Raw genomic sequence first — 20,112 nt, 5'->3', positions numbered from 1 at the left:
CACGAAAGGGACGGAAAAACATGTCGACCACCAAACGCGGAATCGATCTACTCCGAGATTCATCGCTCAACAAATCAACCGCATTCATGGATACCGAAAGGCAGACTCTTGGAATCGTGGGTTTATTGCCAGACGTGACAGAGTCGATCGAGACGCAACTCTCCCGCGTAATGCTGCAGCTCGAGACAAAAACTACCGACCTCGACCGTTTCATCTACCTGATGAGTCTTCTGGAAAACAACGAGACGTTGTTCTACCACACATTGATGTCCGATCCTGCCCGCTTCCTCGAGATCGTCTACGACCCGACGATTGCCGAGGCCTGCCTAAAGTTCGACCAGATCTTCCGTCGCCCTCGCGGAATGTATCTTTCGATGGCCCGGAAAGGCCATGTCAAGGAAGTGCTCCGCAACTGGCCCGTCAAAGACGTGAGATTTATCTGCGTTACCACTGGCGGCCGTATTCTCGGCCTTGGAGACATCGGCGCGAACGGTATGGGCATTCCGATTGGAAAGCTGCAGCTCTACACCGCAGCCGCGGGAGTGCCGCCGCAGGGTCTGTTGCCGATCATGCTCGATGCGGGTACAAATAATGAAACCTATCTGCAGGATCCGCTATATCTGGGGGTGCGCCAGCACCGCCCGCCAACCGAGGAGCTCTACGCTTTCGTGGACGAGTTTGTGGATGCGGTCCAGGAAGTGTTTCCGAACTGCTGCCTGCACTTTGAGGACTGGAATGGCATCGATGCAGTCAACCTGCTTGCACGCTATCGCGACAAGGTGTCCTGCTACAACGACGACATCCAGGGAACAGCTAGCGTAACCCTCGCAGGACTGATCAATGCGCTGAAGATCACCGGCGGCCAGCTCAAGGAGCAACGAATCCTGTTTGTTGGCGCAGGATCTGCGGGCACTGGCCTTGCTAACTTAATCGTTTCTGCACTTGTCGATCAAGGTGTTGCCATCGACGACGCTCGCAAGCAGATTCGCCTCTTTGATTCACACGGACTGGTGGTTGCGGGACGGACGGACCTTGCGGCGCATAAGCTTCCCTTCGCTCACAAATTACCGCCGACCAAACCCTTCAACCATCTCGATCCGGCAACGGAGTATCCAGTGATCATCGATGCGATCGAGGATTTCAAGCCCACCATTCTCATTGGTACGAGTACCATCGGAAAGCTCTTCTCGCGTGAGATCGTTGAAGCGATGTCGGCTCTCAACGCTCGCCCGATTATCTTCGCCATGTCCAATCCGACCCAGAAACACGAGTGTGTGCCTGAAGATGCCTATGCGTGGTCGAAGGGCAAGGCGATCTACGCGGGCGGAGTGCAGTTCCCTCCCGTTCACTTTGAAGGTTGGACGTTCTTGCCGTCACAGGCCAACAATCTGTATGTCTTTCCGGCCGTCGGGATGGCCATTTACGCCACAAAGGCGAAGCGAGTCACAGATGCAATGTTCATCGAAGCGGCACACGCCGTCGCCGACCAGGTTACCCCGGATCAATTGAAGCTCGGCATGCTGTACCCGCCGCAGTCGAACATTCTCGAGGTCGAGATTCAAACGGCCGCGCGAGTTGCCAAGCTCGTCTTCGACGCAGGACTGGCGAGAGTCAATCGCCCCAAAGACATGGTCGCCTTCATTCGCGGGCACGTGTACAAGCCGGAGTATGCCGCCGAACTAGCTGTTGAAACGGCCGCCGATTAGGACAGCAAGACACAATTCGTGCTTGTAGACAAACAGGCCTCTTCCCATAAAGACATTAAAGCTATCGATTTGTGAGAGGCCTCCCCACTGCACCAGATGTGGCCGTCTGCGCTACATGTGGACTCGATGAGGACTAAATGATGGAATCCACACACAATGAAGGTGTCGCCGTCGGAAGCCGCATGTCACGAATGAGCCACGGGGTTGGCTTTGGGACCATGCTGGCAATCTCCTGTCTCATCAGCTATTGGCTCATCACGAGCATCCTTGCGCGTGAGTATTCTGTATCTCACGACAATGACCTGCTCGGAGGTATGTGGGCAGTAGTAGCGACAATCTTTGTGTTTCGACACAGAGCTCTCCAGAGCGGTCGCGCGGCGATATCGCGGACGCTGGCGACATTCCTTAGTTTCGCACTCTGCTTCTTATACTTTCTCATTTTCCCGTTCAATGTCTTCGGGATGGCCGCGGTTATCTGGATCGGCACCGTCATTTTGGGTCTGATTGGCCTTTCCGAGGACATCGTTACAACGGCCATTACGACTGCCGTAGTGTTTGTTGTTGCCGGAATAAGTAAGGGCCCAGCCTGGATACAACCCATTCTCCGACTTGTCGACACCTCCGTTGGCATCATAGTCGGGCTTCTTGCTTCACGGGTGGGGATACTTCTCGGACAGGAAGGAGAATAGAAATGACCTCTCCGATTTCAGTCACAAACAGTTCGACCATTCAGAAAAGACTAAGAGTTGGTCTCTTCATTCCCTGCTATATCGACATGATCTTCCCAGAAGTGGGAATTGCTACCCTGCAGCTTCTAGAGAGATTCGGGCTCGATGTGCACTTCCCGCTCAACCAAACCTGCTGCGGACAGCCTATGTCGAATAGCGGCGATGAGGCCAATGCCGCTGCTGCCGAGAATCTCTTTGTTCGGAACTTTAGGAGCTATGACTACATCGTCGGCCCGGCAGGTAGCTGCGTCAAACAGGTCAGATGCCATTTCGATACCATCGAACAGACAGATGATGTTAGGCACGTTCGGCAACATACGTATGAGTTAGTGGAGTTCCTCCACGATATTTTGCAAGTCGACTCCTTCCCATGGGCGGAGTTTCGACAGTCCGTCGCTTTGCACAATAGCTGCAGCTCCATCCGGGGCCTCGGAATCGCGAAGCCATCCGAAATCATGGGGGAACCATTCGACAAAACAGCATCGCTGCTTTCTAAAGTCAAGGGCCTAGTCATTGTTCCCGTAGATCGGCCGGATGATTGTTGTGGATTTGGAGGCACGTTCTGCATAACGGATGAGGCTGTCTCAGCAAGGATGGGCCTGGATAAGGTTCATGATCATCTTCGGCACGGGGCCGAATACGTAGTCTCGCCTGACATGTCGTGCCTGATGCACCAGCAAGGAATCGCGCGGCGCGCCGATCTGGATCTCAAATACATTCACGTCGCCCAAGTCTTAAACGGTGGCCCATTTTAAGAGGAGATCCTGCCATGAGTAACGCGAAAAAAGCTGAGCCCGCAGCGGCAGCTGAGCTATTTATCCTCCATGATCAAGTGCATGAACCGATGCACGATCGCTTCTTGTGGACAACAATGCAGCGGCGCGACGCGCAGGCAGCAGCCCTCCCGGAATGGGAGGAACTGCGCGAGCTTGCCTCGAAGATCAAGGAACATACTCTCACTCACCTCGATCATTACCTCGAAGAGTTCGAGGCCAATGCCACAAAGCGCGGCGCGCATGTGCACTGGGCTATGGATGCCGCCGAACACAACGCGATCGTGTACTCGATTCTCGAGAGTCACGGAGTGAAGGAACTGATCAAGAGCAAGTCCATGCTCCAGGAAGAGTGTCAGATGACACCATTCCTCGAAAACCGCGGAATCAAAGTCATCGAGTCCGATCTGGGTGAGCGAATCCAGCAACTCGACGATCAGCCGCCCAGCCACATTGTGTTTCCCGCAATCCACAAAACGCGCCAGGACGTAGCTCAATTGTTCGCACGCAAGATAGGCACGGATCCAAATAATGATGATCCGCATTTCTTGACCGAGGTCATGCGAAACAACGCTCGTCCGAGATTTCTATCCGCGGGAGCGGGCATGACAGGCGGAAATTTCGCCATCGCCGAAACGGGAACCTTCATGGTTTGCACCAATGAAGGGAATGCAGACATTGGTGCGTCCGTGCCCCGCTGCACATCGCGAGCATTGGCATCGAGAAGATGATTCCGCGGGTGGAAGATATGGGCGTCTTCTTGAGGTTGCTTGCTCGTAGCGCGGAAGGAGAGCCGCTCACCCAATATTCTTCTCATTTCAGTGGACCCCGCAAAGGTGGTGAGCTTCACATTGTTCTGGTCGATAACGGACGGAGCCGACGGCTTGGCATGCCCGATTTCTGGCATTCATTGAAGTGCATCCGCTGCGGAGCCTGCATGAACACCTGTCCGGTCTATCGTCGCAGCGGCGGTTTGTCCTACGGTGCCACTTATTCCGGACCAATCGGCGTAATCCTCGATCCTACTTTCGACGAGTTCAAGTACAGTGAGCTTCCGTTTCACTCCACTTTATGTGGATCGTGTTCGGACGTCTGCCCCGTGAAGATCGATATAAGCGATCAGATTTTCAAGTGGCGTAGGGTGATGGCGAAAAAGGGATATCTTCCATTGGTAAAACGCCTGGCATTTGCGGCAGCCGGTCACGCCTTCGGACATCCGGAAGAATTCCGCCTGATAGAAGAAGTAGGTGCTCCCGCGCTGGACTATGCTCCGGACTTCCTGTTGTACAACCACTCATTGAATCCATGGGGACGCGAGCGGCAGCTCCCTGAACCAGCAAAGCAGACTTTCCGCGAGTGGTATCTCGCAAATCGGAGTGAGCATGGAAACGACTAGGAGTCGCGCAGCAATTCTGAATGCGATCCGATACAGCAACCTCTTTCTCTCTAAGCAAGAGGTAGAGCTTCCTCAGATCCCGGTCTTTCATCGAGCAGACAACCCTCTCAAACCGGAGTTTGAAGTACATCTCCAAAAAGCCGGAGGAGCCGCTCACGATGTTGGTAGTGTGGCGGTGGCCGAGGCGACGTTGAAGGCGCTTCATCCAGGAGCGAAGGTGATTTGCTCCGCCGTACCGGAGATCATCGGCACGCGTAGAGCAAGCGAAGTTAACGATCCACACGAACTCGCCGACGTCGATGTGGGGATCGTTCGCGCGCAATTCGGCGTGGCGGAGAGTGGCGCCGTCTGGCTGACGCAGGAAGACCTTATTGTCGATGCTCTAGGCTTCCTTTCGCAACACCTCATTGTTCTTCTAGATCCGAATGAGATCGTGCCGGATATGCACGCAGCTTACTGTCGCGTCCGACTCAATGAAACAGCATTCGGGTGTTTCATGATGGGGCCGTCTGCAACCGCGGATGTGGAGGCCACTCTGGTGCACGGCGCTCAGGGCGCTCGTTCTTTAAACATATTCTTCTTATCGCCTGTGCAAACGGCTGACTGAACGCTAGCGACGTTAGTGGATCAAACATGGAAACACGAGCTGATCGGAAGCGCGGCATTTCTGGCATCTTCGATGAAGATGCCGCTGACCGTGATCGTTCTGATCTTCGAGTTTACCCGTGTCGGGCACGACTTTCTGATCCCGATTTCGCTCGCTGTTACCGGATCAGTCTCGGCGTTTCATCTCTGTGTGGAACGCAAAACACAACCCACCTGGAGAGCGCACCATGAAGATATCCCGATTGGCACCCGAGATCCAGTTCTGAATAGAGTAAGGACTGCTACGCGATTCTTTAGTGCATAAGATTGCACGTCGCTCCGCACGCCCATGAATAGGAGAAGAGCGAAATGGACAATTTCATAGCGGCAAGATCCCAGATGGCGATGTCGCTCGCGTTCCACATCATCTTTGCAACGATTGGTGTTTCGTTGCCCTTGATGATGACTATCTCCGAATGGCGGTGGAGGTCGACTGGCGATCCGGCCTACCTCTTACTGGCAAAGCGCTGGGCGAAGGGGACAACCATTCTCTTCGCAGTCGGCGCTGTCTCCGGTACTGTCTTGTCCTTCGAACTCGGACTCTTATGGCCGAGGTTCATGCAGTATGCAGGTTCAGTCATAGGCATGCCGTTTTCGCTCGAAGGTTTCGCCTTCTTTACCGAAGCGATCTTTCTTGGAATCTACCTGTATGGCTGGAACCGAGTGCCAGGGTGACTTCACCTTGCCTCGGGCATCATTGTCGCGGTCAGTGGCGTCCTCTCGGCGATATTTGTCACGCTGGTGAACGGCTGGATGAATACACCGGCAGGCTTCGACATCGTGGCTGGAAATTTCGAGAACATCCATCCGCTTGTTGCAATGCTGAATCCGGCAGGAGTTCCAGAAGCCGTGCACATGGTCCTGGCGGCGTATACCGCAGCGGGCTTTGCGACAGCCGGTATCCATGGGTGGCTTCTCCTGCGCCGCGGAAGGAATCGATTCGATGAGGCAGCCATCGGAATCGCACTGCTGGTTGGAGGTGTGGCCGTAATCCTTCAGAGCGTGAGCGGAGATGCGCTAGCCCGCATGGTAGCGGACAAGCAACCGATGAAGCTGGCTAGCTTGGAGGGTCAGTTCCACACCGAAATTGGCGCACCGCTGCGCATCGGTGGGATTCCCTTTCCGGAGGAACGCGAGACAAAGTATGCCATTGAAATTCCGCATGGGCTGAGCCTGTTGGGGTTTCATAAATACAACGCGCTGATCAAAGGACTCGACCAGGAGCCACAGGCCGACTGGCCAAATGTGCGGATTGTTCACATCTGTTTTCAGATCATGGTCGGTTGCGGCAGCCTTTTATCTCTCTTCGCTCTTGCGTCAAGCTGGATTTCCTGGAAGAAACGCCCTCTGCACACACTCTTTCTGAAGGCGCTCGTTCTCGTCAGCCCACTTGGTTTTGTAGCTCTGGAAGCAGGATGGATCGTGACGGAGTTGGGTCGTCAGCCCTGGATCATCTATCACCTCATGCGCACGAAAGATGCAGTGACTTCGATGCCGAACGTGACGCTCACCCTCTCGGTGATGATAGCGGTGTACGTGATTCTCGGAATTGTCGTTGTTTGGCTATTGAGCCGGCACGTGATCGCAGCGCCGGAGACGAAGCAAATCGAACATCCGGAGGTTCTCGTATGAACGCATGTGTAATCCTAGCGGCGATCATGCTGATCTCGCTGGTGATCTACTCACTGCTCGGCGGAGCTGACTATGGCGCGGGCTTTTGGGATCTAGTCTGCTCTGGACCGCGAAAGCAGGGTCAGCGCGACTTGATTGCGCAGGCGATCCAGCCTGTATGGGAGCAGTGGCATCGCCGCTGCTTGCCAACGTGTACCTGCATTACGTCTTCGATCTATGGGCTGATGTCTGGCGCAGGAAAGTGGCGAGTGGCGACGTTATCGTCGTCCGTTACGCTGACGATCTTGTGGTGGGTTTTCAGCACCGGATGGATGCCGAGCGGTTCCTGCCGGAGTTCCAGGAACGGCTGGCGAAGTTCGGCTTGGATTTACATCCTGACAAGACACGACTGATCGAGTTCGGGCGGTTCGCCGCTCGCGACCGGAAGCTGCGTGGAGAGAGGAAACCGGAGACCTTCACGTTCCTGGGCTTCACCCACTACTGTGGGCAACGCCACAAGAGCGGGACCTTCACCGTAGGTCGGATCACTGCGAAAAAGCGAATGGTTGCGAAGCTCAAGGCATCAAGGTCGAGCTTCAATGCCGGAGGCATGATCGCGTGGCCGAAGTCGGGGGATGGCTTCGGAAGGTCGTGCTGGGCTACTACCAATACCATGCAGTTCCTGGGAACACGACACAGCTACGCATCTTCAAGCTTCGCGTGTGCAGGCTATGGCAGAGTGTTCTGGTCCGCCGCAGCCAGCGCGCAGAGATGCGTTGGGAACGTCTCACTCCAGTCTTGAACCGGTGGATTCCTCCGCCCCGCGTTCTGCACCCCTATCCTGATGCACGCTTCTACGCCACTCATCCTTCGTAAGAGCCGTATGCGTAGACGCGCTCGTACGGATCTGTGCGGGGGCGATCAGCAATGGTCGTCCCTACCGCGACAGTTATCCCTAGCGCCCCCAAAGTCGGGTTATCGGCAACTTCGTTGACGTTTCCCATAACTCCGTTTCACGAACGCGGATCATCCGGGTGGAAGCACTCAGTGGAGCTGAACGATGACCGCGTCGAGTGAGGGCACAGGATCTGCGGAGACATGACAAGCGGACAATAAAAGAAATTGCGGTCACGGGCCCGTCATGGAGCCGAGCCGCCACAAGCACTTGTAATGTTTTTGAGATTCCAGATCGCTACATCCGTACCACCGTCCACCATCGCCGCAGCTAGCCAGCGGCCATCAGAACTGATTGCGGCGGTGCCATTGCCGAGACCTTCCTTGTGGCAATACTGTTTTCCACTGGTATCCCAAACACCGAAGCCGCCACCCGTGTAGGTGAAAACCAAAGTCCCGTCTTGATTGAATGCGGCAAAATTCGTGTACCCCGATCCCACCTTTGCAACGTCTTCTCCCGAACTGACATGGATAAGGCGGGCACTGTTCGGGCCTCCTACAATTGCGAGGTCTTTCTCGGGGAAAGCAGCAATTTGCGTGACGTAGTCGGGGCCATTCGGCACATCGCTAACCTTGCTCCAATCGTTCGTACTCCATGCAATCAAGTGTTTTCCGTTGCCGCCAACAAAGACCGTCCCGTCCCGTGAGAACTGCCCCTGCTGCGTGCTTGTGAGAGTGGCTACCAACTGGCCGGAGGAAACACCGAAAACCAAATCATTTTCACCGTTTGAGGAGACCTCCAACTGGCTTCCCGCAGCATTGAACTCCAACTTCTTGATCATTCGCTGAACGCCTGGAGTTGAGGTTGTGATGGACCACGGAATTCTCCTGATCAGTTTGCCCGTCGCCGCGTCGCAAATCTCGATTCCGTTTCCATCCTTCGCAAGCAGGCGACCATCCGGACTCAATGCAACCGTGGTGCCTCCGTCTAATGAGAAAAGCTTTGTTCGCTTTTCAATGTCCCACACGTCTACATGCCCGGGCGTACTTCCAACCGCTAACATCTTTCCGTCGCCACTGAACGACAGGCTTCCAACTTGAGTCATGGGTGCGCCTCCATATACCGCGAAGGAGCCTTTAGTTCCTCCCTTGCCGTCGCTTTCCATTGGTCCCAGCACGACCCTACCTTTCTGTGGTTTCACGCCGTGGTCGCGGAGCGTGAAGTCCGAATCGGGGAACGAGTTGATGGCGGGTGGCCCCACAGGCTTCTCCTGCGCTATTACAAGAAGGGACGAAAATAAGGCCATGATGCAGATCGCTCGACTCATGAATAGAAATTACCCTTTCAGACGATCTTTTATGAAGCGCCCGTAAAGTCAGGCGGGCTCAACCGGTCGATGCAACACTATCTAATCAGCTGATCCACAGATGCTTACTCTGAAGAATCGATCTGTTTGGCTGATGTGGCCAAACCTAGCCAGGGTGAGGTTCCGGCTGATCTAACTCTAGCCAGCGCATTTAGCTTTTGTTTTCAATGAATGCGGGTCTGAGCTGAGTGTTGCGTCGACCCATTGAGACCACCCATGTTTTCGGCAAGTTCGTTCAAGTTTCCGATACTGCTCTTGATTAAGCAGAATTTATCAGCGAAGGAACGTTGAGTAGGCCGGTACTGGAATACCGAACTGAGCCAGCAGCCCCTGAAGTTTTTCGGTGATGAGGGGTGTCTCGAAGTCGAAGGACTTCCCGGCGACTACTTCTACGGGCTTCCCGAACACAGCTAACGCTTGCACCAAATCTGGATTTTCCAGCAACGCCTGACCGGCTCTTCTCCGGAACTCATTTGCGAAAAGAAGATTCTCGAATGCGAGCACACGATAATGCCCGGGCAGGATTCCATGGAACGATGCCGTATACAAAGTCCCCGTCTCCCTGCCCTGCTTTATCGGAAATTGCGGATTGGGAGACGCCATGGGATCAGGGATCAGGAGAGCAGAATAGGCGGGTGCCCCGACGAAATTCGCGCATAGATCTCGGAAGGAGTCGATTGGCGGGTTTGAGGGTGCGCTGTGAACGCTTCCCTGACTCGTCACCGTGGTGACGTCAACGACCATATGAGCAACCTGGCCATAGGACAAACGGATGTCGTCTGGGCTCACTTCGTTTCCGTCGATAGTGATCTTTCTAATGGCATAGTCAGGCCAAAAATAGTTGAAGAGAAAGGAATGAGATTCGGTTCCGAGAGCAGGAAGCGAAAAGTGCCCTTGTTCGTCGAGTTTAGCGCTGTCCGGCGGTTGGCCGTGTTGGGAGCTCATCAACCATGGCGACCAGTCTTTCCAATCAGCGAGCGCCGCAGAGTCGCAGGGAGTTTAAGGACGTGCCTGCTCAGCGCGGCGACGACTGTCTCTGTATCTTTACTGGGCACTTTGATGAGCATGACGAAACGCGAGTGTCGTTCTACCAGGGTTGCGATGTGAGTGTTTTTGCTGCCTGCGAGCAGATCGCCCTCCCAGTGACCGGGAACAGCGCGATCCTCAACCTCCGCAGGTCTTTCCCGGATGGAGATGGCATCGACGATCTGACCCTGGGATTTTCCGTCAGCCCGCGAGTGCCGTGAGCGACGTATAAGCCGTTTGGACCTGAGGTGCTGAACCAGCTCTTTTTCAGCACTCCACGGGCCTGGATGAATAAGCTGCGGTAGATGGTTTCGTGAGACATGCGCATGCTCTCGTTCCTGGGATAGCTTACCTTCAACCACTTCGAGATCTGTTCCGGCGACCAGTCCAGGATCAGTTTACTGGCCACGATCGTCCGCAGTTCCTCATGGTTAGCCAGAAGACACGCCTTAGGTCGCAGAGCTGACTCCCAGGCCTGACGATCAGCTTCACTGGCTCGATAGAGTGGCCGCCCGCCGTGACGCGCCACCTCCCGGCTCACCGTCGACACAGGCCGTTGCAGCCCGCTGGCTGTCTCCCGAATCGACGAACCGGATGCGATTCCACGTGAGATGTCTTCCCGCTCGGCCAACGTCAGCGTCCGCGGTGAACGCCGACGAGCAGCAGGAACGATCCCGCCGCGCTGCGTCAACAGGAACCGAATAGAACCATGCCCCTTGCCCAAGGCACGCCCAATCTCATGCAATGACTCGCCAGCCTTCCAGCGCCGCCACATCTCGATCCGCTGTTCAGTGGAAAGTCTGTTTCGTTTCCCTTGTGCCATAAACACCACCTTTAGAAAAAAGAATTCATATCAGATGGTGTTGCATTGACCGGTTGAGACCACCCACCTTTTCGGCAAGTTCACTCTGTAGCGGTCGTAGTTTCCCAAAACCAGATTCGGGGGAATCGCACGCTATCGATCCGAGCAGGGAGTCTAAGAATTGGTTGGCTATAATCTCGCAATGTATGCGCGGCTTATGATCTCGAGGGACTACAAGACTTACAAAGTGCGAGTAGTTGCTCCGGGTCCACCTCGGCGAATTTGGTTGGGCGTTTACGAGAGCAAGTCACTGTGTGTATCGGAACTCACGGAACTCGGACTAATCACCTCAATGGACGCAAAAGAGATAATAATTGACGAATTTGATTTGAGAGGCTGTTTCTTTGTACTTGAAGTTGATACAGAGGCGGAGTTCCTCCAGGCACAAGGCTTCGCGGAGCAAGTCCAACGGCGAAGCATTCCGAGCGAACAAGCTGCGTCGCGCAAACCAATTCGAAGTAAGAAGAGGGTAGAAGGTTCGGTCACTAACGGAGACTGACCTGTCTCATCATGATTTCAAAAACGTTTGATGAGGTAGGGCAATCCTGGAAGTAATCCCGTAGTGCCCGCAACGTCGTGCCAGCTCAACCGGTCGATGCAACACTATTCCCCGGACCATCTCTCGTTATGGATCCGCCAGATATGGTCTACCTACTTTTTCAACCGATGTACCTCCACGCGCGGCGCTACCGGTCGCACCCATGGATGCGCGTAAGGATGAACGTATCCAACTCGGTCGACCCACGCTCGAGTCCATGGACGGCGATCGATCAGGATGGTGTGTGAAGGCCAGAGAAATCCTGAGCCAAGCCACCATCCCCATCCACCGAATACCGCACCAATGGTGATTCCCGGGCCGAAGTGGATTGCGCCCGCAATCGCGAAGCCAGGCCGCGGTGGCGCGAAGACCACGAGAGGGTCGTAATACGGAACGTAAACCACATTTGGATCGACGGGAACGATCTGGATATACCCTCCGGTCGCGATGACATTGATGTAGCTATTCGGTGCCAGATAACCGTAGCTCCTGGCACGCTGGCGCATCCGCTGCACGGCATCCATAACCTCCGCGTCCTGCGTCAGGACCGCATTACCGAGTTGCTCCGTCCATGCCGGGTCCCGTGCCATCATGTCCAGAACCGAAGGGAAGGGCAACAAGGCCAGGATGCTGGGGTCCCACTGCAAATGGTCCGCCTGCATGGCCTGAGCCAGCGCATCCCCTTTCAGATAGCTGTGCTGATCTGCCCAGGATGCTGCTTCAGGAATCTCGCTCCAGTAGGTCGAAGCAGTGAGCATATTTGCCAGGAGGGGATCAGGATACAGTGCGATGCGCTCCACGAGTTGATCCAGCTGGGTCGGACTCAGTGCTACCGGCTGTGCAAACGATACTAGGGGCTGCCCCCAAGTATCAGGATCAGGCACACCAGGAGCAGCAGGCGGATTGAACCCCATCTCTCGATCCATGGTTCGAGATGACCAGAGCAATGTGGGAGAGATGCATAAGATGCATGCGCTTTATCTGGACGCCCATGGTGGGACCCGCCCGGGCTCTTGCGGAGAAGCATGCTGACAAATTGTTGAGGTGTTCGAGTCCGTACCTGACCTTAGCGTTGTTCATGGTCTCTCCCTTCGTTGAAGCCTGAATTCGTGAGAACAAATCATGCGGTTGAGCCCGGTTTTTGCCCGCCAGGTATCGCGATGGTCACTCCTGCAACACATCTTCCTCCAACGGGGTGCGCAATTGGCGACGAGCCAAAATACAATTCCGAGCGCGAGGGCGGCTCCGGCCAAGGCTGCGACCACAGTCGGAGTGGTCTGATAGAGATCGAGGATGATGAACCTGCGAACCAGTGCGAGCAGAGCGATCAACACTACGGCGCGTACCTGGACGATGGCGCGGCGATGATGCCTGACGACCAGCAGCGTGTGCTTGAATTCGAGAGCGATCAGCACCGTGAGCACCATGCCAAAGAGACCCTGAAATGCCTGGGAATCGGCAGGGTTTACCGCATGGGTTTCGACCAGGCTTAGTGTGTGCAGCAGCAATTGCCAGGCGGCGAGCGCTACGATGATGGCTATCACCAGCGTGAGTACCGAGACGACCGTCTGCTCAAATCGCTCATAGAGCGACAGGGTTTTCCATTTTGAGCGCAGGTCCATGAACTCAGATGTCAGAGTAAGTATTTTGTTCGTCACCGATCGTCCGCCTTTCAACGACACTGGATTAGTACCGATATGTCTTAAGTGCCGTATCTGGCCCGCCCATTGTGGCGCTGGTTTTGTCACCGCTTCTGTGCGGGCGGTTCGGATACAGCGACTTGAAGGGAGCCGCTGGAGTTTGCGGGGGATGCGGTCAGGCTATGGGAGTTGAATCTACTTTCGCCTGCAACATGCTGAAGGAAGATGAGTTAGAAAAAATAGGCCAAAGTCGATTCAGAACGATTCGGCAGCCCCATGATGTCCGGAGTATCGCACGCGCAGCATCCGCCGCGCCAGCGGCTTAGTTGTGTGCCGGGCATGTTCGACAGCTTGGAGGTGCAAGTCCTCTACCCGACCTGATGGAGGTATGGGTTAGCAATGACGCAAGGGCTATTGGGCTCCTCTGAAATATCCGCTGCAACAAGCCACACGCGGTTAGCTGGTTCGTCAGACTTTCTATCGTTGCTGAGACTGACGTGAGCTCCGAGCCAGCCGCTGCCTTCGAGCGAAGCACGCGCAACCTGGCGATCGTTGATAGAAAGTGAAAGACGCATGCTTCAAATTCTACGTCCGGTTCGTGCCATCGTTCCTCGAAAGTCGCATTTTGGGCAAGTTCGATTGAAGTTGCCGCAATGTATGGTCCGCCGTCTGACTGCAAGGGAAAAGTTGGTGGATGAAGAAAGTCTGCGTCAATGTATCCGACCTGTTGTGTGGAGAGGTGTCTCCTGGCCATGATGAGATACGCCGCGTACCTGTCCTTCGAAACCCCTCGGCCGTGTAAGGGCCATTTGAGCAAACAGGCTTCAGGTGCGCCGTTTTGACTGTTCTTTCATCCTTACTTGTCCGGTGCAGACCTCGGTGGGAGAACTTGATCTTGATGGTTACTCTTGCCTACGCAGCAGCTGGCTCTTGAACTGCCCGATAGTCCTGGCCACTCGATAGCACCGCCCATGCGATCCGCGCGAGCTTGTTGGCTGCCGCGACGATGAGCACGTTGCGTGGGGCTCTCGTTTCAAGAGCCGTCATCCACGCTCCCATGGGAATCCGCTCTCGCTTGCAGCGTAAGACCACGGCGCGTGCTCCATGGATGAGGATCTTGCGTAAGTAGCGATTGCCTCGCTTACTGATGCCGTAGAGCTTTGCTTTGCCGCCAGTCGAGTACTGCTTCGGCACCAGTCCCATCCAGGCGGCGAACTCTCGCCCCTTGTGGAACGCAGCGCCGTTGCCGATCGAAGCCACGATCGCTGTTGCGACCAAAGGGCCGATGCCTGGGATCTGCCTGAGCCGTAGGCATGCCGCATCACTGGAAGCGATCAGCTCCACTTCATGGTTCAGATCGACCACCTGCTGCTCAAGATCCTTCCACTCGTTCCAAAGCAGAGCGAGCAGGTTACGCATCCGCGGAGTGAGATCTTCTTCGGCGTTCTCAAGGATCTCAGGCATACGCTCGCGCAGCTTGGCCGGGCTCTTCGCGAACACTAGGCCGCGCTCCAGCAGGAAGGCACGCAACTGGTTGATCACGGACGTTCGTCGTGTGATCAAGCGGTCGCGCACACGATGCAGCGCCTGCAGATCGAGCTGGTCATCTGTCTTGATCGGCACGAAACGCATGTTCTGTCGATCGACAGCCTCCGCGATAGCTTCTGCATCCAGGAAGTCGTTCTTGTTGGACTTCACAAATGGCCTCACGAACTGAGCCGGAATGAGCTTCACGTCATGGCCCTGTTCACGCAGAGCACGACCAAGAAAGTGCGCTCCGGCACATGCCTCCAAGCCGATCAGCGAGCTCTGCAGGTTCGCCGTGAACGTGATCAGCTGCTTCTGGGTGAACTTCTTCTTCAGCAGCACCTTGCCGTTATCGCCGAGCGCCACCAGGTGAAAGGTCGTCTTGCCAAGGTCAATCCCTACCGAACGAATCTGCATATCGATGATCCTCCTTGAACCTGCCTACAAGATCTTCCACCCTACGGTGAAGTTCAAGCGGCGGACCATCTCAGTAACCCCTGCCAGCTCAACCGGTCGATGCAACACTATCTGATCAGCTGATCCACAAATGCTTATCCTGAAGAATCGATCTGTTTGGCTGATATGGCCAAAACCTAGCTAGGGTAAGGTTCCGGCTGATCTAATCCTAGCCAGCGCATTTAGCTTTTGTTTTCAATGAATGTGGGTCTGAGCTGAGTGTTGGTCAGCCCATTACAATAGACTCCGTTACAGTTCGAGTTGATGGTTTGCACCCTGTCAATGCTCAGTTAAAGTCGAATCCTCCCCAGCTGTCCGTCGTCAACTATTCGGCCCAGGACACGATCACATCTGCGGTGTCAGCCATCCCTCTGCGTTGACAGGAAAAATTGCGGGGTTCATACTCCAGGGCTGTAGTGAGATGTCCCTTACTTTCCCGGGTTCAGTTGAATCGATCGGTACGAAGGTTAGAGGCTATCCGGTGAATTGACGCGTGAGGATCTGTCCGGTCTTTGGGAAAAGCAGTGACTCGCAACGAGTGACTAGGGCTATAGGCAACCCCGTGAGGTTGCCGACCTGAATTTGCACTGGGCCTGCATGGGACCTGAATTTGGGCTCGTTTCGAAAAAATAATTTCTGGAGTATATGAGATGACGCGCATATCTACTGCTTTGTCGTTGTTAGCAGGCGCGCTGGTGACGGTAGCAGCCGCCGCGCAGCAATTCCCTCAATTTCCTCAACTGAATGGCATACAGGATATTTCCCAGCTGGATCTGGACAAGCTGGATCTGAGCGGCATTGTGATCCCCATTCCACAGATAAATTTTGGCAACCCGCCGCCCGAGTTCGTGGGCAGTCCTGCGATTGCCAATCCATTCCCGGCAAAGCCTGTGCCGCAGAGTCCGTTTATGGCGCCCAACGGCCTTAGCGGGGTACACCTGGACGCATACCAGAGCGATACGTACCCATTTGGAGGGCCCCTTGGTCGTTCACTGGAGGTGACGTCGACGTTTCGGGCAGGTCTTTGCGGTACGGTGACCTTCGACTCGAAGGGTCGGATCATCGTGGTCTGCGTTGGGCGAAGGCCGATTGTTTATCTGATGGATCCAGTGACGCTAAGGGTGATGTCGAGATTGTTGATGCCGGTCGCCAGCGCCGGCGACACGCCTGATACGTTTGGCGCGGGCGGCTACTTTTTCCTGGATCAGCTGAGCCGGGCAGTGATTCCAACGCGAACGAATGATCTTTGGAGGGTTAAGGTCGTTGAAAGTTTTCTTGGGCCGAGGCTGGAGAAGGACCATACCTGTGAGGACGATCTTCCAGCGGCGATTCCAACGGACCAGTCGATTCTCTCGACGTTTCCTGACTCGCATGGATTGCTCTGGTTTACGACGAGCGGAGGAAACGATCCCAAGACGGAGCCAGCGATGGTAGGGACTGTTGTGTCGAGTCCGACGGTGGCAACATCATGCACGGTCAAGCTAGCAAAGCTGCCCAGCGGTGAGATTATCCGGAAGTCGTTTGGGGTCGATCCTGATCCGGCGCGCGGCGGCGTCTTTGTCGTGTCCGACAAGCATCTGTACCGGTATGACGCGATGGCGGATGGAACTCCGGGTGAGACGTGGAGTGCGAATTACGATTTCGGAACAAGGATCAAGCCGGGGCAGCTCTATCAGGGATCGGGGACGACACCGACGTTGATGGGAACGGACTATGTTGCGATCGGGGACAATGCGGACCCAAGGATGCATGTGGTTGTGTTCAAGCGAACGGCGGCGCCTGTTGTTGACCGACAGGTGTGCGCGGAGGAGGTTTTCCCACCGATCTTCGGCGACTCCTTTAACTCGTTGATCGCGACGGATACGAGCATCAGCGTCGAGAACAACTACGGCTACGATCTGCAGCGAACGCTCTTCGGCCTCACGACGGTGCCGGGTATTACGAGGGTCGATCTGGACAGCGGCGGGACCGGATGCCACACGGTTTGGGAGAACAAGACGCTGAGCGTGCCGAATGTGGTATCGCAGGCTTCGCTGGCGAATGGTCTGGAATACACCTATACGAAGCAGGGCGATCTTGGGCTTACCGACGCGTGGTACTTCACCGCTGTTGACATGCGGACGGGCGAACTGGTGTATAAGCAGCTGGCGGGAACGGGTGTTTTGTTCGATAGCCACTACTCGTCGGTTTATCTTGGGCCGGATGGCAAGACAGCGTATGTTGGAGTGCTCGGAGGGTTGGTGAGAATTCACGACAGGCGCTGAGAGTTTGTCGGCAACGGTATTCGATACCAGCGAGGAAGGAATCGAAAGGCTGACTCGCAACGAACTTGCAGGGTGTGGACGTCGATACTGTGCAGGTCGTGACTGGTGCCTCTGAGGCACTGCTGGTTCTCATGTGGCTGGCGGCGGAGCCAGGCGCCAACGTAATCCTGCCCCAACCAGGCTTTCCGACCTTCTCGGCGCTGCCCGAGTCCCTCCAGATCGAGACCCGCTACTATCCCGTTCGCAAGGAGAATGGGTTTGTCATCGATATCGAAGAGATCAAGAAACTCACAGATAGAAACACGAAGCTGGTGCTAATCAATAGTCCGCACAATCCCACCGGCGCCACGATAAGCGATGCGGACCTGGACATCCTGCACGAGCACACGTCATCACGCGGAATTCAACTCATCAGCGACGAGGTCTATCATCCTATCTATCATGGACAACCGACACGATCGGCCTCCCGTCTGCCCTACGCCACGGTCATCCATGATTTCTCCAAGGCTTTTCCCTTATCCGGCGTCCGAACTGGATGGATGATTGAGCACGACCCCGAGCGCCGCAGGCGCTACTGGACTGCACGCTCCTATTTTTCCATCACCAACAACTCTGCTGGAGAGATGCTGGCGGAGATCGCAATGAGACATCGCGATACCGTGCTTGGGAAGACGCAGCAGGTCGCTGCCGAAAACCTTCGCCAGCTTGATGCCTTCATGTCCGAGCACCGCGAAACGATTGGCTGGGTTCCTCCTCGTGGCGGAATGACTGCATTTCCCTGGCTGCTAAGCGGAGAAAACAGCCGCGCCTTTTGCCAGGCCGCTGCGGAGCGGGGCATCCTGCTCGCACCTGGGGATTGTTTCGAAGAGCCATCGCATTTCCGCTTTGGCTTCGCAGCAGTCGGCGAGAAACTTCCCGACGCGCTGAACCGGCTTGGGGAGCTCATCACGAGTTGGTCGGCAGCGAACATGACAAGGGCATAACGCAATGGGCTGTGAAACGTAATAGCGCTCACCGTTTTTGGCCAGCCTGAGTAAAGGCGAGACGCGAGATGAACGCGCTTCGCTTCAATCCATTTCCGTTTTCATGGGACTCGATTCTCAACGAGTGATAAATCGCCAAGGCACTCAGCGAACCCGATTGTGGCTTTGTTGGTGAGTAACGGGCAACCCGCACCTTACCCGTCGTTGGCCGTTCGGGCGCGTAACGGAAGGGTTGCCGACAAACCAGAAATCACGCGTCAGAAGTGAGGCTGAAGGACGGAGAGATGTCGGTCACAGAGTGTGCCAGATATTCGCTTCTCGCTAATCTTGACAGACATCCGTGAAGCGCCGTATGGCCCCACCACCGCATTCTGGATTCATGGACATTTGAAGCCTCCATGGGGACCTCCCTTGATACTATGGTCGCCAAGTCATCGAGTTGATCCAAAGGAGCAAGGAGCATGCAAATTACGGCGGAGCAAGCGGATCGAGTCATGAAGGCTTCCATACTAAAGGCGCGCGAGCTCGGAATTTCAGTTTGCATCGCAATTCTTGATTCGGGAGGCCACCTGAAAGCATTTCATCGTATGGATGGAGCTTGGCTTGGTGTGATCGATGTGGCCATTAAGAAAGCGAAGACATCGGCCCTATTCGAAATGGAAACGCAGACGCTTGACAATTACAGTAAAGCAGGGGCAGATGCACATGGAATTGAGCTCACCAATGGCAACCTCGTAACGTTTGCCGGTGGAATTCCCTTAAGGACGTCGATGGACAAATCATCGGTAGCATCGGCGTATCTGGAGGCCAGGTGGCTCAAGATTATGCAGTCGCCCAAAGCGGTGAATCAGCATTGAAGGCCTAGCTAAAAGAAAAGGGGATATCACTCACATGCAGGAAATACTGATTACCGGAGCAGGCTCCGGATTTGGTGAAGGAACCGCTCTCGGATTGGCGCAAAAAGGGCACAGCGTAATAGCAGCTGTTCAGAGCTGGCCACAAGTGACAGCTCTGCGGGAGAAGGCTCGCTCGCTCAGCCTCGAAACACTAAGAGTCGAGAAGCTCGACCTGCTCGACTCTTATGATGTGGCGCACGCCCTCAAATTCAAGTTTGAAATTCTGGTGAATAACGCCGGCATCGGTGAGGGGGACCCATGTCTGAAATCCCCGTTGATCTGGTGCGGAAGAATTTTGAAACAAATGTCTTTGCGGCTTTGGATTTTACACAGCGCGTGGTGAGGAATTGGGTAGCCACGGGTATTCACGGAAAGGTGGTATTCGTCTCCTCAGCTGTTGGCCTTCTCACGGTCCCGCCAATTCCCGCATATGCCGCGAGCAAACACGCCGTGCAATCGATCGCGGAAGCGATGTACGAGGAGCTGAAACCCTTCGGAATTCAGGTCCAAACGATCAATCCCGGCCCCTACCTTACCGGTTTCAACGAGACTGTGGTGGAAGCCGGTCTACGCTGGCTCAGCGATGACGTGAACTTTATCAAGCGCGAAGCCTTTCAGAAAGTGGTCGACGGGCTGCTCGGCAAACCAGAGGGGAGACTCGATCCAAAGGACATGATCGCAAAGATGGTTGAAGTGATCCCTTCCCGCGAAGGAAAGTTTCTCAATATTTTTCCTCCTGAGACGGAAGACTGGGTCAAAAGTTACCAGCAGCAACTCTACGATCGCACTATCTAGCAGGC

Annotated in this window: 13 protein-coding genes and 8 pseudogenes; 14 read left to right on the top strand and 7 right to left on the bottom strand. The window is 55.1% G+C overall.

From position 1 onward, the window contains the following. Positions 1-14: 14 nt before the first annotated feature. From RBB80_RS34010 to RBB80_RS33970, 9 genes and pseudogenes are all read left to right on the top strand, one after another. A pseudogene (locus tag RBB80_RS34010) lies at positions 15-1,706 on the top strand (NAD-dependent malic enzyme); the annotation flags it as partial. A gap of 137 nt (positions 1,707-1,843) precedes the next feature. Continuing rightward, a complete protein-coding gene (locus tag RBB80_RS34005; RefSeq protein WP_433970313.1) occupies positions 1,844-2,395 on the top strand; it encodes an FUSC family protein in 552 nt (183 codons plus the stop codon). 2 nt (positions 2,396-2,397) lie between these two features. After that, complete coding sequence (locus RBB80_RS34000; RefSeq protein ID WP_433970311.1) at positions 2,398-3,189, top strand: (Fe-S)-binding protein; 792 nt, start codon at positions 2,398-2,400, stop codon at positions 3,187-3,189. A 14-nt stretch (positions 3,190-3,203) separates the two neighbouring features. Next, a pseudogene (locus RBB80_RS33995) lies at positions 3,204-4,603 on the top strand (lactate utilization protein B). Further along, positions 4,590-5,210 carry a LutC/YkgG family protein gene (locus RBB80_RS33990; RefSeq protein ID WP_433970310.1) on the top strand — a complete coding sequence of 207 codons (621 nt, stop codon included), beginning with the start codon at positions 4,590-4,592 and terminating at the stop codon, positions 5,208-5,210. The pseudogene RBB80_RS33995 and the gene RBB80_RS33990 overlap by 14 nt, the downstream one beginning before the upstream one ends. Before the next feature lie 39 nt (positions 5,211-5,249). Then, positions 5,250-5,402: pseudogene (locus RBB80_RS33985) on the top strand (chloride channel protein); the annotation flags it as partial. Between the two features lie 155 nt (positions 5,403-5,557). Continuing rightward, a pseudogene (locus RBB80_RS33980) lies at positions 5,558-6,880 on the top strand (cytochrome ubiquinol oxidase subunit I). Beyond that, positions 6,877-6,984, top strand: a pseudogene (locus tag RBB80_RS33975) (hypothetical protein); the annotation flags it as partial. The pseudogenes RBB80_RS33980 and RBB80_RS33975, both read left to right, overlap by 4 nt. 53 nt (positions 6,985-7,037) lie before the next feature. Beyond that, positions 7,038-7,661 (top strand): reverse transcriptase domain-containing protein, encoded by a 624-nt coding sequence (locus RBB80_RS33970; RefSeq protein ID WP_433970309.1) that lies wholly within the window; start codon positions 7,038-7,040, stop codon positions 7,659-7,661. A 337-nt stretch (positions 7,662-7,998) separates the two neighbouring features. Here RBB80_RS33970 and RBB80_RS33965 read toward each other — a convergent pair whose 3' ends face one another. The 7 genes and pseudogenes from RBB80_RS33965 to RBB80_RS33935 all read right to left on the bottom strand — a co-directional run bounded on the left by RBB80_RS33965 (position 7,999) and on the right by RBB80_RS33935 (position 15,130). After that, on the bottom strand, positions 7,999-9,060 hold the full coding sequence (locus RBB80_RS33965) for a WD40 repeat domain-containing protein (protein WP_433970308.1): 1,062 nt from the start codon (positions 9,058-9,060) through the stop codon (positions 7,999-8,001). A gap of 333 nt (positions 9,061-9,393) precedes the next feature. Further along, positions 9,394-10,068, bottom strand: a complete 675-nt coding sequence (locus tag RBB80_RS33960; RefSeq protein WP_433970306.1) for a hypothetical protein — start codon at positions 10,066-10,068, stop codon at positions 9,394-9,396. Beyond that, positions 10,065-10,508: an IS30 family transposase gene (locus RBB80_RS33955; protein WP_433970422.1), complete on the bottom strand. Its 444-nt coding sequence runs from the start codon at positions 10,506-10,508 to the stop codon at positions 10,065-10,067. Before RBB80_RS33955 ends, RBB80_RS33960 begins: the two co-directional genes overlap by 4 nt. Before the next feature lie 215 nt (positions 10,509-10,723). Continuing rightward, positions 10,724-10,921: pseudogene (locus RBB80_RS33950) on the bottom strand (IS30 family transposase); the annotation flags it as partial. A gap of 738 nt (positions 10,922-11,659) precedes the next feature. Further along, entirely contained in the window at positions 11,660-12,460 is an 801-nt protein-coding gene (locus RBB80_RS33945) for a DUF3300 domain-containing protein (protein ID WP_433970305.1), read from the bottom strand. 162 nt (positions 12,461-12,622) lie between these two features. Next, on the bottom strand, positions 12,623-13,168 hold the full coding sequence (locus RBB80_RS33940) for a phosphate-starvation-inducible PsiE family protein (RefSeq protein WP_433970303.1): 546 nt from the start codon (positions 13,166-13,168) through the stop codon (positions 12,623-12,625). A 930-nt stretch (positions 13,169-14,098) separates the two neighbouring features. Beyond that, on the bottom strand, positions 14,099-15,130 hold the full coding sequence (locus RBB80_RS33935; RefSeq protein WP_433964350.1) for an IS110 family transposase: 1,032 nt from the start codon (positions 15,128-15,130) through the stop codon (positions 14,099-14,101). 689 nt (positions 15,131-15,819) lie between these two features. Between RBB80_RS33935 and RBB80_RS33930 the strand changes: the two genes are divergently transcribed. The 5 genes and pseudogenes from RBB80_RS33930 to RBB80_RS33910 all read left to right on the top strand — a co-directional run bounded on the left by RBB80_RS33930 (position 15,820) and on the right by RBB80_RS33910 (position 20,107). After that, positions 15,820-17,433, top strand: coding sequence for a hypothetical protein (locus tag RBB80_RS33930; RefSeq protein WP_433970302.1), 1,614 nt, complete (start codon positions 15,820-15,822; stop codon positions 17,431-17,433). 74 nt (positions 17,434-17,507) lie between these two features. Then, positions 17,508-18,416, top strand: coding sequence for an aminotransferase class I/II-fold pyridoxal phosphate-dependent enzyme (locus RBB80_RS33925; protein WP_433970300.1), 909 nt, complete (start codon positions 17,508-17,510; stop codon positions 18,414-18,416). 461 nt (positions 18,417-18,877) lie between these two features. After that, positions 18,878-19,120 (top strand): annotated as a pseudogene (locus tag RBB80_RS33920) (GlcG/HbpS family heme-binding protein); the annotation flags it as partial. Between the two features lie 74 nt (positions 19,121-19,194). Continuing rightward, on the top strand, positions 19,195-19,281 hold the full coding sequence (locus RBB80_RS33915) for a hypothetical protein (RefSeq protein ID WP_433970421.1): 87 nt from the start codon (positions 19,195-19,197) through the stop codon (positions 19,279-19,281). A gap of 26 nt (positions 19,282-19,307) precedes the next feature. Further along, a pseudogene (locus RBB80_RS33910) lies at positions 19,308-20,107 on the top strand (SDR family oxidoreductase). Positions 20,108-20,112 lie beyond the last annotated feature (5 nt).

Source organism: Tunturiibacter gelidiferens, assembly GCF_051013345.1.
In the GTDB taxonomy this organism is placed as follows: Bacteria; Acidobacteriota; Terriglobia; order Terriglobales; family Acidobacteriaceae; genus Edaphobacter; species Edaphobacter gelidiferens_A.
Note: the sequence above shows the minus strand (reverse complement) of the source record. Positions and strands in the feature narration are given on the sequence as shown.